Annotated in this window: 11 protein-coding genes; 2 read left to right on the forward strand and 9 right to left on the reverse strand. The window is 74.2% G+C overall.

Features of this window, described 5'->3' with window-relative positions; translation table 11 throughout:
- Positions 1-98 precede the first annotated feature (98 nt).
- The 8 genes from IDM29_RS09410 to IDM29_RS09445 all read right to left on the reverse strand — a co-directional run bounded on the left by IDM29_RS09410 (position 99) and on the right by IDM29_RS09445 (position 10,588).
- On the reverse strand, positions 99-1,745 hold the full coding sequence (locus IDM29_RS09410; RefSeq protein WP_309232706.1) for an ATPase: 1,647 nt from the start codon (positions 1,743-1,745) through the stop codon (positions 99-101).
- 22 nt (positions 1,746-1,767) lie between these two features.
- Positions 1,768-2,829, reverse strand: a complete 1,062-nt coding sequence (locus IDM29_RS09415; RefSeq protein WP_188037447.1) for an AAA family ATPase — start codon at positions 2,827-2,829, stop codon at positions 1,768-1,770.
- Positions 2,826-3,437, reverse strand: a complete 612-nt coding sequence (gene pnuC / locus IDM29_RS09420; RefSeq protein ID WP_188037448.1) for a nicotinamide riboside transporter PnuC — start codon at positions 3,435-3,437, stop codon at positions 2,826-2,828. The genes IDM29_RS09415 and pnuC overlap by 4 nt, the downstream gene beginning before the upstream one ends.
- Positions 3,438-3,446: 9 nt before the next feature.
- Entirely contained in the window at positions 3,447-4,757 is a 1,311-nt protein-coding gene (locus tag IDM29_RS09425) for a deoxyguanosinetriphosphate triphosphohydrolase (protein WP_375372401.1), read from the reverse strand.
- Positions 4,758-4,792: 35 nt separating this feature from the next.
- Positions 4,793-6,658, reverse strand: a complete 1,866-nt coding sequence (locus tag IDM29_RS09430; RefSeq protein ID WP_188037450.1) for a glycoside hydrolase family 13 protein — start codon at positions 6,656-6,658, stop codon at positions 4,793-4,795.
- Between the two features lie 13 nt (positions 6,659-6,671).
- On the reverse strand, positions 6,672-7,604 hold the full coding sequence (locus IDM29_RS09435) for a sugar ABC transporter permease (protein ID WP_188037451.1): 933 nt from the start codon (positions 7,602-7,604) through the stop codon (positions 6,672-6,674).
- A gap of 1 nt (position 7,605) precedes the next feature.
- Positions 7,606-9,234, reverse strand: coding sequence for an ABC transporter permease subunit (locus tag IDM29_RS09440; RefSeq protein WP_182111469.1), 1,629 nt, complete (start codon positions 9,232-9,234; stop codon positions 7,606-7,608).
- A gap of 109 nt (positions 9,235-9,343) precedes the next feature.
- Positions 9,344-10,588 carry an extracellular solute-binding protein gene (locus IDM29_RS09445; protein WP_188037452.1) on the reverse strand — a complete coding sequence of 415 codons (1,245 nt, stop codon included), beginning with the start codon at positions 10,586-10,588 and terminating at the stop codon, positions 9,344-9,346.
- Positions 10,589-10,758: 170 nt separating this feature from the next.
- On the opposite strand from IDM29_RS09445, the gene IDM29_RS09450 reads away from it, so the two are divergent.
- Entirely contained in the window at positions 10,759-11,823 is a 1,065-nt protein-coding gene (locus IDM29_RS09450) for a LacI family DNA-binding transcriptional regulator (RefSeq protein WP_255491554.1), read from the forward strand.
- Positions 11,824-11,880: 57 nt separating this feature from the next.
- The gene (locus IDM29_RS09455; RefSeq protein WP_182111472.1) at positions 11,881-13,620 is read left to right on the forward strand and encodes an alpha-amylase family glycosyl hydrolase; all 1,740 of its coding nucleotides are present in this window, start codon (positions 11,881-11,883) and stop codon (positions 13,618-13,620) included.
- Between the two features lie 21 nt (positions 13,621-13,641).
- Here IDM29_RS09455 and IDM29_RS09460 read toward each other — a convergent pair.
- Positions 13,642-15,048 (reverse strand): PQQ-binding-like beta-propeller repeat protein (locus tag IDM29_RS09460; RefSeq protein WP_188037453.1); only part of this gene is annotated, 1,407 nt, incomplete at its 5' end.

Genomic DNA, 15,048 nt, shown 5'->3' on the forward strand with positions numbered 1-15,048 from the left:
CGCGCCCTGCGAGGCAGCGCGCCGCAGGGTCGCGTTGAGCGCGTCGCGGCGCGCGCGCACCGCGGCGCCCGTGGCGGAGGCCGGGTCGAGCGGCGCGCTCACCCGCCGCTCCACCGCAGCCAGGCGAGGTAGCCGGAGTAGCGCTGGTGGGCGTACTTCAGGGCGAGCGCGTCGTCGTACACGCTGCCGTAGAGCTTGACCGAGTCCTGCCAGAGCGCGAGCAGGCCCTCGATGCGCGCGGTGCGCCGCAGCACCTCCTGCTCGGTGAGCCCGTGCGTGCCGCGGTCGAGCTCGGCCAGGATCTCCCCGACCGGGTCGTCGGCGTCGAGCTCCTCGGCGTCGTACTGGCGGCACGTGGTGTCGAAGAGGTCGCGGATCCACGAGACCCGGTCCGTGCGCAGCGCCTGGCGCTCGGGGGCGTCGAAGCTCGTGGCCTGGAGGTCGGGCTGGAGCTTGTCGTGCAGGACGAAGGGCAGCACGGCGCGCAGGTCCGCGAGCGTGACCTGCGCGTTCCCGCGGAAGTACGCCATCGCCTTCGCGTACAGGATGAGGGACTGCAGGGCGCGCACGGAGAGCCCGTTGAGCGTCTGCGCGCCGACGTCGGCGAGCCGGTCGCGCCCGGTGTCGGCGACCGAGAGCGTGTGGGGGTCGACGCCCGCGAGCCGCGCGGTGTCCTTGGTCCGGTACTCGAGCTGCCAGGCGGCGTGCTCGAGGACCTCCAGCTGGGAGGCGAAGTACTCGAGCCGGCGGCGGACCGCCGCCGGCAGGTGCACCGCGAGGACCTCGCGGTGCACGCGGTCGTGCTCGTCGGCCGAGAAGACGATCTCGGGCGGCACGTTGTCCTCCGGGCGCACCCCGCGCTCGGCGCGCGTCACCAGGTCGCCGAGGAAGCGGTTGTTGAACGGCAGGGCCTTGACCACGACGTCGATCCGGTCGCGCAGCGCGTCGACGACCTGGAACGTGCCGCCGCCGGCGTCGTCGTTCGCGGTGAGGTACCAGGCCGAGGCGCCGGTCTCGTAGATCTGGTCGAAGACCTCGACGTAGCCGTCCGCGAGCACCGTCAGCAGCGCCGACTGCGTCTTGGTGGGGATGCGGTTGTACTCGTCGACGATCTTGACCCGCATCCCGAGCCAGGTGCGCCACGCGACGTCGATGTCGGCGAGCCGCTCGGCCGCGACGAGGTCGCGCGGCAGCGGCGTGCCGAACAGGTCGCTCACGGTCAGCTGGGGGTGGCCGTGCTGCATCGCGCGGCGGACGTCGCGCACCGGGTACCCGGCGAGCACGCCCATGAGGATCGCGCTCGCCGTCTTGCCGCGACCCGGGCCGCCCACCAGGAGGCACCGGCCCCGGACGGCGAACGTCAGCAGCGGCAGCAGGACGAAGCTCGAGTACGACTGGTCCGTCGGGAGCTCGACGACGGCGCGCGTGTCGCCGATGCGGTAGGCGGTGCGCGGCCGCGCGGGGTCCGCGAACTCGACGTCGTAGTGCGGGCTGATGATGGCGTGGTTGACCAGCCAGAAGTACGCCTGGCGCAGCTTCTCGTCGAGCGGCGCGTCGAGCGCGACGCCCGGACCCCCGACGGTGTCCCCCGCGAACAGCCGCTCGACGTCGAGCTGGGCGTCGGCGCCGGTCGCGCCACCGCTGCCGGGACGCGTGGGCGCCGAGGAGACCCGGTCGATGTCGCGGGTCGCGGCCGGCGCGGTCGGGTCGCTGGTCACGGGCACGGGGGCGTCGGGGCTCAGCACGCCTCGAGTCTGGCACGGATGATCACGGGACGTCCGCGAACGCCTCGGCACCCCGCTGCGGCAGCGGTGCCGACATCGGCCGCGGACGGGCGAGCAGCGGCGCGACGAGCTCGCACGCCGCCGCGAGGCGCTCGGACGGCGACCCGCGCAGCTCGTGCCAGGGTGCTCCCCCGGCCGCCGCCTGCGCCGCGAGCACCTCGCGGAAGCGGTCCTGCATCGCGTGGCGCACGTGCTCGCCGTCGCGCATCCCGTCCTGCACGAACGGGATCTCGTCGCCGGTCAGCAGGTACAGGTCCGGGACGCGCCGCGCCGCCAGGTGCTCGACCGACGGCGACCGGGTGCCCGTGTAGCGCTCGTGCCACAGCGTCGTGGCGAGCACGTCGGTGTCGCACACCACGAGCGGCATCGGGGTCGCGGCCGCGGCGTCGTCCTCGCGTCTGGCCTGCTCGCGCGCCACGAGGTCGAACTCGGCCGTGTGCCACGGGGCAGCCAGCCCGCCGGGCCGCTCCGCACTCCACTCGCGGCCGAACTCGAGCACGGGCTCGAGCCCGTGGTGGTGCGCGAGGTCGGCGGCGAGGGTCGTGGTGCCGGTGGACTCCGCGCCGAGGACGACGACGCGTCGCGCGAACCAGGCGCGCACGCCCGCGGGCAGCGCCCACCAGTGGGCCCCCGGGTCGGCCCGCACGGCGCTGCCCGAGACGGGGACGCCCACCCGGCCGGGGTCGACCCGCAGCCACGTGGCGCCCAGGCGGCGCGCCAGCTCCGTGCCGTAGGCGTCGGACGTGAGCACGGCGTCGACCGGCGCGTCGAGCAGGGAGCGCATGAGCGCGACGTGCGCGTCCCACGCGGCCGGGTCCGCGTAGTCGACGGGCGTGTCGTCGAGCGCCGTCACGACGTGGGCGCCGGGCAGCTCGGCCCGGAGCCAGCCGGCCCGCGTCTCGACCGGGACCGACTCCCGGGAGGAGCCGAGCACCTGCACGGTGACCCGGTCGCAGCGTGCCAGCCCGGTGCGGATGAGGTTCAGGTGGCCCGCGTGGACCGGGTAGAACTTGCCGATCACCAGGCCGTGGGCGTACCGCGTCATGCCACCAGGGCCGGATCGGAGGCGGCCACGGACGCCGGGGAGCCCGTGGCGGCGTCACGCTGCGCGCGGCGCCAGCGCCGCAGGCCCTGCAGGCACAGGCCGATGAACAGCACGTACAGCGCCGCGGTGACGTGCAGGCCGAGGCTCACGTACAGGCCCACGAGCAGCACGTCCGTGAGGATCCAGACGTACCAGCTCCCGAGCCACTTGCGGTTCAGCATGAGCTGCGCGACCAGGCTCAGGCCGGTCGTCAGGCCGTCCCAGAACGGCACCGCGGAGTCCGTCCACGTCCCGAGCACCACGGCGAGGACCGCCGTCGCCCCCGCCGCCGCCACGACGGCCACGGGCCAGGCCCAGCGCGGCGTCGGGCGGACCTCCAGGCGTCCGTGGTCCGCCCCGCCGCGGGCCCACCACCACCACCCGAGCGCCCCGAGCACCAGGTAGACGAGCTGGAGCGCGGCGCCGGCGTACAGCCCGCTGCTCGCGAAGATCGCGGCGAAGACCACGTTGTTCGCGATGCCGACCGGGAAGGTCCAGATGTTCTCGCGCGCCGCGAGCCAGACGCACGCCGCCCCCGTGACGAAGCCGATGATCTCCAGGATGTCCACCCGGAAACCCTAGGGCCGGCTCCCCCGGTCCGGGCGCACGAGCCGCACGTGCCACTCGGCGGCGCTGACGTCGGTGAGCGACGCGACCTGGTCCACGACCACCCGCAACCGCGCCGCGTCGTCGTCGGCCGCCGCCCAGTCGGCCGCGAACGGCGCCTCGAGCGCGGCGGGCGCGCGCTCGTGGAGCACCTCGACGAGGTCCGCCACGATCTCGCGCTGGCGGCCGTACAGCGGCTCGAGCTCGCGCGGCGCCATGACGAACGTGACCGCGAGGCCCTTGAGCACGAGGATCTCGGCGAGGGTCGGCGCCGGCACCACCAGCTCGGCGCCGTAGCGCGTGAGCGGCCCGCCCCCGTAGACCTCCCGGGTCGCGTCGATCGCGGCGCCGCAGAACCGGCCGATGAGCTGGCTCGTCATGTCCTTGAGCGCCGCGAGGGCCCGGCGGGAGCCGTCGAAGCCCTCGACCCACGTGGCCAGCAGCGGCAGGCGGCGCATCGCGTCGTCGAGGCAGGCCGCGTCGACCGCGTGGCCGTACCAGAGCCGGACCTGGGCGGCGACGCGCGCGCGGACCTCCGGGTCGCGCAGCACCTCCAGCTCGAGGCGGCCGCCGACCACCGCGTCCTCCACGTCGTGGACGGAGTAGGAGATGTCGTCGGCCAGGTCCATGACCTGGGCCTCGAGGCACCGCACGCGGTCGGGCGCGCCCTGGCGGAGCCACGCGAACACCTCGGCGTCGTCGGCGTAGACGCCGAACTTGGCCGACGGCGTCCCATCCGGCCCGGGCGGCGCGTCGGGCGCCGACCAGGGGTACTTGACCGACGCGTCGAGGCTCGCGCGCGTGAGGTTCAGGCCGACCGGCCGGCCGGTGCGGGGGTCGGTGACCTTGGGCTCGAGGCGCGTGAGGAGGCGCAGGGTCTGGGCGTTGCCCTCGAACCCGCCGATGCCGGCGCTCAGCTCCGCGAGCGCCCGCTCCCCGTTGTGACCGAACGGCGGGTGGCCGAGGTCGTGGGCGAGGCACGCCGCGTCCACGACGTCGGGATCGCACCCGAGCGCCTTGCCGAGCTCGCGACCCACCTGCGCGACCTCGAGCGTGTGCGTCAGGCGCGTGCGCACGAAGTCGTCGGTCGACGGGCCGAGCACCTGCGTCTTGGCACCCAGGCGTCGCAGCGCCGAGGAGTGCAGGATGCGTGCCCGGTCGCGCTCGAACGGCGTGCGCTGCTGGGACTTGGGAGCCTCGGGCAGCCATCGGTGCCGGTCCTGGTCCGTGTAGGCCCCGGTGCGGGGGCCGGTGGGGCGGGAGGCGTCGGGCACGCCGTTCACCCTAGCCAGCGCCGTCTCCCGCCGCGGGACCTGCCTCACACCGCGGGCCGGTCGAGGCGCCACACCCCGACGCCCGGCCCCTGCCCCGGCACGAGCAGGCCGTCCCCGCCGCGCCGCAGGTCCGGGCCGTGCAGCGTCGTGGCGCCGGCGCCGAGCCCTTCCGGCAGGACGGCGCCCGACCACGGCGCGCGGGCCACGGCGACGAGGACGCTCTCCTCGGGGGTCTCGCGCAGGTAGAGCACCGCGTCGTCCTCCACCAGCAGCCAGCGCAGCCCGCCGCGGCGCAGTGCCGCGGAGGCCCGGCGCACGGCGATGAGCGAGCGGTAGGTCTCGAAGGTCCGGGAGTGCCAGCGCTCCGGGCGGTCCCACGGCATCGTGACGCGCGCGTGCTCGCCGTTGTCGCCCGTGGCGCCCACCTCGTCCCCCGCGAAGATCATCGGGGTGCCGGGGTAGGTCATGAGCAGCCCGACCGCGACCTCGACCGCGGCGTCGACCTCACCCTCGGGCCGCACCCCCGCCCCCACCATGGTGCGCAGCCGCGGGGTGTCGTGGGACCCGAGCATGTTCCACTGGTGCGCGGTGACCTGCCACGGGACGAGCGCGTCGAAGTCGCGCATCGCGCCGACCATCGCCCCACCGGGACGCCGCGGCCGCGGCACGGGCAGGCCCAGCATCGGCGCCGTGCTCCCGGGCGGCGTCAGCCACGTCCACACCGGCCGCGTGAAGCCGGTGTAGTTCATCGCCGCGTGCCAGGTGTCACCCGTCAGGTCGCGCGAGGCGTCGTGGAAGTGCTCGCCGACCAGGAGGGCGTCGGGGTTCTGCGCGGCCACGGTGGCGCGGATCGCGCGGGCGACCTCGTGCGTGAGGTCCACGTCGCGGTAGCGGCCGGTCATGTTGGCGACGTCGATGCGCCACCCGTCCAGCGCGAAGGGCTCGCGCAGCCACCGGGCCACCACCGAGTCCCGGCCCCGGACCAGCCGGTCGGCGAGCGCCGGGGCTCGGTGGTCGAGCTTGGGCAGGCTCGCGTGGCCGAGCCACCCCACGTGGCCCGCGTCGGTCCAGTGGTAGAACGAGGCCTCCACCGAGCCCCGGTCCGCGGCGGCCCGCCGGAACCACTCGTGGGCGTCGCCGGTGTGGTTGGTGGTCAGGTCACCCATGACCCGCACCCCGCGCCGGTGCGCCTGGGCCACGAGCGAGGCCAGGGCCTCGTCGCCCCCGAGCAGGGGGTCGACGTGCTCGAAGGTGCTCGCGTCGTAGCGGTGGTTGGACCGGGCCGGGAAGAACGGCGTGAGGTACAGGACGTCCGCGCCGAGCTGCCGCAGGTGGTCCAGCCGCTCCTCGATCCCGCGCAGGTCCCCACCGAAGAGCTGACGCGGCGTGCTCGGGCCGGAGCCCACGGGCTCGTCGTCCCAGTCCGCCGGCTCGGCCCAGTCGGGCAGACCGGAGCCGGCCGGCGCGTCGGCCGACCGCGCGAAGCGGTCGGGGAAGACCTGGTAGACGACGGCGTCGCGGGCCCAGGCCGGCGCCGGGGTGTGCACGGTGAGGCGGAAGTCGGCCGCGTCGGGCACGTCCCGGGCGTGGACCCCCCGGCCGTTGAGCCACCGGTAGCCGCCGGGCTCGTCGAGCAGGAAGCGGTAGGACGTCACCGGGTTGTGCACCTCGACCTCGGCCACGTACCAGCGCTCGCCGCCGGCCGTGACGTCGAGGCGGGCCGGCGTCACGTGCGGCTCGCCGTCGCGCACCGTGCGCAGGTGCACCGCCCGCGTCGGCGCGTCCTGCGGCACGCGCACGCGCACCGGCACCACGTCGCCCAGCCGCGGCGCGGCGTCCGGCACGTACCGGACGCTCCCGTCGTGGTGGGCGTCCAGGCGCACGGGCCGGGCCGTCCCGCCTGCGGTCATCCCTTGCTCGCGGTCATCCCTTGACGGAGCCCGCCGTGAGCCCACCGACGATGTAGCGCTGCAGGAAGATGAACAGCACCACGACCGGGATCGCGCTGATGACGGCACCGGCGGCGAACAGCCCCCAGTTCGCCGAGAGCAGGTCGGACACCCACTGGTACAGACCGACCGCGAGCGTCCAGTTCTCCTCGGACTGCAGGATCAGCTTGGCCAGCAGGAAGTCCGAGAACGCGGAGATGAAGGACAGCAGGCCGACGACGGCCAGGATCGGCGCGACCAGCCGCAGCACGATCGTCCAGTAGATCTGCGCGTGCGTGGCGCCGTCGATCTTGGCCGCCTCGTCGAGCTCCTTGGGCACGGTGTTGAAGAAGCCGTACATGAGGAACGTGTTCACCCCGAGCGCGCCGCCCAGGTAGACCATGATCAGCGCGAGCCGCGAGTTGAGGCCCAGGGCCGGCACGACCTCGCCCAGCGAGAGCAGCAGGAGGAACACGGCGACGAAGGCCAGCAGCTGCGGGAACATCTGGATGATGAGCAGCGCCGACAGGCCGACCCGGCGCCCGGTGAACCGGAAGCGCGAGAAGGCGTAGGCGGCCGCCGCCCCCATGAGCACGGTGCCCACGGCCGTCGACGTGGCGACCACGAGCGTGTTGACGACCCAGTTCCAGAACCGCGTGTCGCCCAGGTCGGCGTAGTTCGCGCCGGAGACCGTGCCGAACAGCTCGTTGGAGCCGGTCAGGGTCCCGCCCTCGGCGAGGGACGCCGAGATGACGTAGAGGATCGGGAAGCCCGCGTACACGATGGCGAGCACGGCGACGACGTAGCGCCAGCCCAGCTCGCGCCACCAGCGGCGCGGGCCCATGCGGACCTGCGCGGGGTCGGCGGGCCGGCGGCCGCGGCGGGACGCGGTGGCCGGGGCGGTGGAGGTCAGGTCGGTGGTGGCCATGTCAGTTGATGTCCTCCAGCGCGCGCGTCCTGCGGAAGCTGATCACCGAGATGGTGGCCACGATGACGAAGATGACGATCGACAGGGCGCTCGCCAAGCCGTAGTTCTTCGGCGCCCCGCCGTCCAGGCCGGAGATCGAGTACACCATCGTGATGAGGATGTCGGTGGCCCCGACGGGCACGGAGGCGTCCGGGAACCGCGGCGCCCCCTCGGTGAGCATCTCGATGATGTTGAAGTTGTTGAAGTTGAAGGCGAACGACGAGATGAGCAGCGGCGTCGTCGCGACGAGGACGAGCGGCAGGGTCACTGACCGCCACAGGCGGACCGGCCCCGCGCCGTCGATCTTGGCGGCCTCGACGATGTCACCCGGGATGGACTGCAGGGCGCCGGTGCAGATGAGGAACATGTACGGGAAGCCGACCCACAGCTGCACCCCCATCACCGCCACCTTGGCGAGCCACGGGTCGCCGAGCCAGTTGATGTCGACGCCGCCCAGCAGCACCGTGTTGATGAACCCGTAGTCCCGGTTCAGCATGCCTCGCCACAGCAGGTAGGACATGAAGGCCGGGAACGCGTACGGGAGGATCAGCAGGGCGCGCAGGACGCGGCGGAACTTGATGCGGTCGTCGTTGAGGACCACCGCGAAGAACAGGCCGACGAAGAACGTGAGCGCCACGGAGAGCACCGCGAAGACGAGGGTCCAGACGAGCACCTTGAGGAACGGCGTCGAGTACCGCGTGTCGCCGAACGCCTGCACGAAGTTGTCGAAGCCGACGGTGACCCGCCAGCCCACCGGGAGCTTCGTGCCGTCGGGCGCCTCGAACTGCCCTTCCGCGTTGGGCGCGTACTCGACGCCCGTCGAGGTGTCGATCATGCGGTCGGTGTCCGCGTCGTACTCGAGGCTCGAGCGGTAGACGTAGCCGTTGCGCCCGTCCTGCGTGCGGATCGAGCCGTCCTCGGGGTCGTCGGAGACCGGGACCCGCAGCCCTGTCACGTCGCGCTGGCGTTCGAGCACCTGCTGACGGGTGAGGATCGTCCAGCCCGGCACGTCGGTCACCGTGCCGTCGTCCACGACACCGTCGTCGACGTCGTGGAGGGGGTCCTCCGCCGTGCCGACGCGGACCTCGCCGTCGACGTCGAGCGCGAAGCCGAGCTCGCCACCGCCGAGCGGCCCGGAGCGCTCGACCACCACCAGCGGGTAGGCGGAGGTGCCCTCGACGCGCTTCTCGTTCTGCACCAGGAGGGCCTCGATGGCCTGGTCCTTGGTCGCGTTGTGCCCGTCGCCGTAGTTCGTGAAGGCCACGTACCCCGTGTAGGCGACGACGAAGATCTGGTACACGAGCAGGAAGGCCAGGCCAGGGAGCAGGTACTTCAGCGGCACCGCGCGCTTGGTGAAGTACACCCAGTTCGTGACCGCGAGCAGCACCACGGTGGCCCAGAGGATCGCCTGGTTCCCCTCCGCGATCGCCGCCATGACGATGTAGACGCCGATCGCGTCGATCAGGGCGACCAGGACGAGCTTGACGAAGAACCCGCGCGAGAAGGTCCGCGCGTGGGACGAGCGTCCAGCCCGCGCGGCGGCTCCTTCCTCGACGGGCGGCGGGGCGATCGGGGCCTGCGGAGTGCTCATCGGATCTCCTGAGGTGGCGAGGCGTCGCTGCGTCGCGGCCGTCGTGACTGTCGCTGGTGGAACGCCGGGCCCGGGAGTACCGCTCCCGGGCCCGGCGTGACGAGGTCCGTCAGGAGGCGGCGTCGATGGCGGCCTGGATGTCCGTCACCATCTTCTCCCAGCCGGCGACCGGCTCGATGGAGCCGCTGATGATCCCGGCCTCGGTGGCGCCCCAGAAGCTCCACACGGCACCCATCTCGGGCAGTGCGGGCGACGGGAGGGCGTCCTCGGCGACGACGCGGAAGCCCGCGGTCAGCGGGTCCTCGGAGGCGACGTCGGCCGCGGCCGTCAGCGCCGGCAGGCGGTTGCCGGCCTCGTACAGCGCGACCTGGGCCTCCTCGGTGGCCATGTAGCCGGTGAGGAAGTCGCTCGCGATGAGCTGGTTGTCGCTCTGCGCGTTGACGTAGAACCCGGGCACGCCCGAGAACGGCCGTGCGGGCTCGCCGCCGGCGCTCGGGATCGGGTCGACCGCGAGGTCCATGCCCTCGAACGTCGACAGCATCCAGGGGCCACCCAGGATGTAGGGCGACTCCCCGTTCTTGAACGCCTCGACGGCGATGTCGTAGGTCATCGAGGTGCTCAGCACGCCGGCGTCGGCCTGCGCCTTGAGCCACTGCGCGAACGCGGTGCCGGGCTCGCCGCCGAGCTCGAGCTCGGGCAGGTAGGCGCCCTCCGCGTCCTGGGCGAAGACCTCCGCCCCGAACGAGGTCTGGAACGGGTACATCGTGTACGGGTCGCCGTCCTCGCCCACCTGCACGAGGAACGGGTACGTCGTGCCCGCGGCACGGCCCTGGGCGATCATCTCGTCGAAGGTGGCGGGCGTGGAGTCCGCGAGCGCCGTGTTGCGGATGATCGCGATGTTCTCGATCGCGTAGGGAAGGCCGTAGATCTGGCCGTCGTAGGTCCACGCCTCGATGGCGATCTCCTCGAAGTCGCCCGCGAGGTCACCCAGCTCGACCGGGGCGACCACGCCGTTGGTCGTGAACTCGCCGAGCCAGTCCGAGGCGCCGACCGTGAGGTCCGGGCCCTCGCCCGTCGGCACCTGCGCGAGGAAGTCCGCGCGGATGTCGTCGAAGTTCTTCAGCACGGTCTCGACCGTCGTGCCGGTCTCCTCCTCGAACGCCGCCGCGGCGGACTCGACGGCCGCCTGCCGGGTCTCGTCGACCCAGACGGTCAGGGTGCCGCCGTCGCCGGCACCGCCGGTCTCCTCGGTGGCAGCGCCGGTGTCCTCGGTGTCCGTGTCGCCCCCGCCGCAGGCGGCCAGGGTCAGGGCGGCGCCGAGGGCAGCCGCGACGAGTGGGATGCTCCGTCGCATCGTGTTCTCCAGTGGTTCGTGTTTCTCGCCGCCGGGCCGTGCCGCGTCGACTCTGATACGGCGACGCTAACGCCGCGGATAGCGCGCTGCAAATCGTTGCGGTAACTTTCAGGTCACGTCGTTGCAGACCGAACCCGAGGGGAGGACAGGTGTCCTCTACGCTGCCGACCGTGCGCACCAGGCTGAAGGACCTCGCCGACCAGGCGGGCGTCAGCACGGCCACCGTGTCCCGCGTCCTGAACGGCAAGGCCGGCGTCGCCGCCGACACCCGCAAGGCCGTCCTCGCCGCGCTGGACGTGCTCGGCTACGACCGTCCCGAGAAGCTCCGGACCCGCTCCGAGGGGCTGGTCGGGCTCATCGTCCCGGAGCTCGACAACCCCGTCTTCCCCGCCCTCGCGCAGGCGATCGAGACCATGCTCTCCGAGCGGGGCTACACCCCGTTGCTGTGCACCCAGTCCCCCGGCGGCACCACGGAGGACGAGTACGTCGAGATGCTGCTCGAGCACGGCGTCGACGGCATCGTCTTCGTCTCGGGCCGCCACGCCGACATGGCCGCGGGCCGTGACCGCTACCACCGCCTGCGCAGCCGCGGGGTGCCGATCGTGCTGGTCAACGGCTTCGCGCGCGGCGTCGACGCCCTGGCCGTCTCCACCGACGACGTCGTCGCCGTCGAGCTCTCGCTGCGCCACCTCGCCTCCCTGGGCCACACCCGCATCGGTCTCGCGATCGGCCCGGACCGGTACATCCCGGCGCACCGCAAGGTCGCGGCGTTCACGGCGGCCCTGCAGCGCCGCGACCCGGCGGCCGACCCGGCCGAGCACGTGGTCAGCACGCTCTTCACCGTCGAGGGCGGGCAGGCCGCGGGCGGCGAGCTCATCGACAGCGGCCACACGGCCCTGATCTGCGGGTCCGACCTCATGGCCCTCGGCGCCATCCGCGCCGCCCGCTCGCGCGGGCTCCGCGTGCCCGAGGACGTCTCCGTCGTCGGCTTCGACGACTCCCCGCTCATCGCCTTCACCGACCCGCCGCTGACCACCGTGCGCCAGCCGGTGGAGCGGATGGGCAAGGCCGCCGTCAGCGCCCTGCTCTCCGAGATCTCCGGCACCCGTGTCCCCCGCACCGAGCTGCTCTTCCACCCCGAGCTCATCGTGCGTGGCTCGACGGGTCCGGTCGCCGCCGCCGCGATGGTGGCGGCGCGCGTCCCGGCCGTCGACGCGACCGCCGTCGCCAACTGACGCCCCCGGCGTCCCGACGCCGCGTCCCCCGCATCCACCGACACCACCGGGAAGTTCATGTCCTTCGCCACGTCCGTCACGCCCGCGCCCGTCGACACCCCGACCCCCCGCCGCGAGGCCGGTGAGTGGTGGCGCACGGCGGTGATCTACCAGGTCTACCCGCGCTCCTTCGCCGACGCGTCGGGCGACGGCATCGGCGACCTGCCGGGCATCACCTCCCGCCTGCCGCACCTGGCCGAGCTCGGTGTCGACGCGATCTGGCTCTCGCCGTTCTACCGCTCGCCCCAGCACGACGCCGGCTACGACGTCGCCGACTACCGCGACGTCGACCCGCTGTTCGGCACGCTGGACGACATCGACGCGCTGATCGAGCGCGCCCACGACCTCGGCATCCGGGTGATCATCGACCTGGTCCCGAACCACACGTCCAGCGAGCACGCGTGGTTCCGGGCCGCCCGCGCGGCCGCGCCGGGCAGCCCCGAGCGCGCACGGTACGTGTTCCGCGACGGGCGTGGCCCGGGCGGCGACGAGCCGCCCAACAACTGGACCTCCGTCTTCGGCGGCAGCGCGTGGACGCGCGTCACCGAGCCGGACGGCACGCCGGGGCAGTGGTACCTGCACCTGTTCGACACCACGCAGCCGGACCTGGACTGGACCAACCCCGAGGTGCGCGACGAGTTCCGCTCGGTGCTGCGCTTCTGGCTGGACCGCGGCGTCGACGGCTTCCGCGTGGACGTCGCCCACGGCATGGTCAAGGCCGAGGGCCTGCCGGACTGGTCCGGCACGTCCGCCATGATCGACGGTGCGCACGAGGGCGAGGTGGGCGCCGAGGACGGCTCGACCGGCGCCGGCAACCGCGGCCCGATGTGGGACCAGGAGGGCGTGCACGAGATCTACCGCGACTGGCACCAGGTCCTGGCCGAGTACGACGGCGACCGCTGCCTGGTGGCCGAGGCGTGGGTCGAGCCGCTGAGCCGCCTGGCCCGCTACGTCCGCCCGGACGAGATGCACCAGGCGTTCAACTTCGCCTTCCTCACGGCCCGGTGGGACGCGCCCGCGCTGCGGGACGTGGTCACGGCGTCGCTCGCGGCCAACGAGGCCGTCGGCGCGCCCACGACGTGGGTCCTGTCGAACCACGACGTCGTCCGGCACGCCTCGCGCCTCGGCCTGGCCGTCCCGGGCTCCAAGCCCAACGGCATCGGCGAGGGCGACCCGCAGCCGGACGAGGAGCTGGGCCTGCGCCGCGCCCGGGCCGCGACGCTCCTCATGCTGGGCCTGCCCGGGTCGGCGTACCTCTACCAGGGCGAGGAGCTCGGCCTGCCCGAGCACACCAGCCTGGACGACGACGAGCGCGAGGACCCGACGTGGTGGCGCTCGCAGTACACCGAGCGCGGCCGCGACGGCTGCCGGGTGCCGCTGCCCTGGAGCGCGGACGCGCCGGGGTTCGGCTTCTCCCCCACCGGCCGCACGTGGCTCAGCCAGCCGGCGTCGTTCGCGCGGTACGCCGCCGACGTCCAGCGGGGCGTCGCGGGGTCGACGTACGAGACCTACCGCGTCGCGCTGCGCCTGCGGCGCGAGCACGGGCTCGGCCACGGCACGCTGACCTGGGCCGAGGGCCTGGGCGACCCGGCGGAGGTCGTCGCCTTCCACAACGACGACGTCCTCGTCGTGGCGAACCTCGGCGAGCGGGAGGTCGCCCTGCCCGAGGGGTACGGCGTGCTCCACGCGTCCGTCACGATCGCGCAGGGCGCGACGGTCGTGCCCGGCGACGCGACGGTCTGGGCGCGCCGGGCCTGAGCCGCCTCGGCGCGGGGTGGGTCAGGCCAGCCCGGCGACCCACCCCTCGCCGACGACGAGCACCCGCCCGTCCAGCGGTCCCACGACGTGCCTCGTGCCCTCGGGCAGCGGCGCGCGCCAGGCCGGCGACCCGGTCCGCACGTCGTGAGCGACGAGCGCGTCGCGTCCCTCCTCGCGGTGGTGCAGCAGCACGACCGTGCCGTCCGTCAGGGCCGGTGCGTGCGCCTCGCCGCCCAGGGGCCCGACCTGCCAGGCCACCGCGCCGGTGCGGACGTCCACCGCCGTGGCGGTCCCGGCCTCGACGAGCACGGCGCGACCGGCGACCGTCACGGGGACCCGGGTCCTCCGCGAGCCCGGTGCCTGCCACAGCACGGCGCCCGTCGCGACGTCGACGGCGCCGACGGTGGTCCCGGACGTCGCGACCAGCAGCGTCCCGGGCGCGGACCGGTCACGCAGGCCCGTGCGCAGCGCGGGGCCCGGGAGCACGGTGCGCGTGCCGTCGGCCAGGACGACGCTCCCCGAGCCGCCGGGGAACGTCGCGCTCCGCGCGTGCCGCCACACCAGGCGCGCCCCGTCCGGGAGGTCGCGCTGCTCCACCGCGGAGGTCGCCGCGTCGAGCTGCTCGACGTCGGCCGGGCGCCCGTCCCGCAGGTCGTAGGCCACGGTCTCGTCGAGACCGGCGACGACGACCGTCCCGTCGCGCCACCCGACGTGCCGCAGACCCGCCGCGACGTCGCGCCCGACCACCAGCCGCCAGCGCACCGCGCCGGTTCCCGGGTCCCACCGGGTCACGTGCAGCCGGACGTCGTCGGCGTCGGTCACCAGGACGAGGTCGCCGTCGAGCACGTCGCTGGCGACCAGGACGCCCGCGACCGTGAGCGCGCGCCCCTCGACGCCCGTCGCGCCGTCCACGCTGGTCACGGTCGTGCTGGCCGCCCCGGACGCGGCCTCGCGCAGCGCGGGCGGGGCGATGTCCCGCCCGCCCGTGCGGCCCGAGCGCACGCAGACCACGTCGGGGCCGGACGGAGCGCCGACCTCGGGCCCCTGCCGTCCGACGGGCGGCATCGAGCGCCCGGCCAGGTCGGCGAGCGGCCGGCAGCTCCCGCTGCGGCCGTCGGGCGACGGGCGCGTCCAGAGCAGCTCGCCGTCGCGGGCGTCCACCGCGGTGGTCGCGTCGCCGTCCGCGATGAGCACCACGTCACCCGCCTGGCCGACGACGCGGTCGCCGTCGACCCGCCACCGCTCGGCGAGGGCGCCGTCCAGCGGTGCCATGACGCCGGGCACGCCGGAGAGCGACGCCGCGAGCGCGCGGTCCCGCTCGGACTCGCGCTCCGAGACCAGCACCGTGGTCACCACGAGCAGGGCGACCGCACCCGCGCCCAGGAGCCGGCGCCTGCCGCGCACCGCGCCGGCGCGCCCGCCGCGCAC

It is taken from the genome of Actinotalea sp. JY-7885 (assembly GCF_014525465.1).
In the GTDB taxonomy this organism is placed as follows: domain Bacteria; phylum Actinomycetota; class Actinomycetes; order Actinomycetales; family Cellulomonadaceae; genus Actinotalea.

Excerpts from the sequence above, each read along its gene's own strand:
- IDM29_RS09435 (WP_188037451.1), bottom strand. The coding sequence starts at position 7,604 with ATGGCCACCACCGACCTGACCTCCACCGCCCCGGCCACCGCGTCCCGC.
- IDM29_RS09430 (WP_188037450.1), bottom strand. The coding sequence starts at position 6,658 with ATGACCGCAGGCGGGACGGCCCGGCCCGTGCGCCTGGACGCCCACCAC.
- IDM29_RS09445 (WP_188037452.1), bottom strand. The coding sequence starts at position 10,588 with ATGCGACGGAGCATCCCACTCGTCGCGGCTGCCCTCGGCGCCGCCCTG.
- IDM29_RS09455 (WP_182111472.1), top strand. The coding sequence starts at position 11,881 with ATGTCCTTCGCCACGTCCGTCACGCCCGCGCCCGTCGACACCCCGACC.
- IDM29_RS09415 (WP_188037447.1), bottom strand. The coding sequence starts at position 2,829 with ATGACGCGGTACGCCCACGGCCTGGTGATCGGCAAGTTCTACCCGGTC.
- IDM29_RS09440 (WP_182111469.1), bottom strand. The coding sequence starts at position 9,234 with ATGAGCACTCCGCAGGCCCCGATCGCCCCGCCGCCCGTCGAGGAAGGA.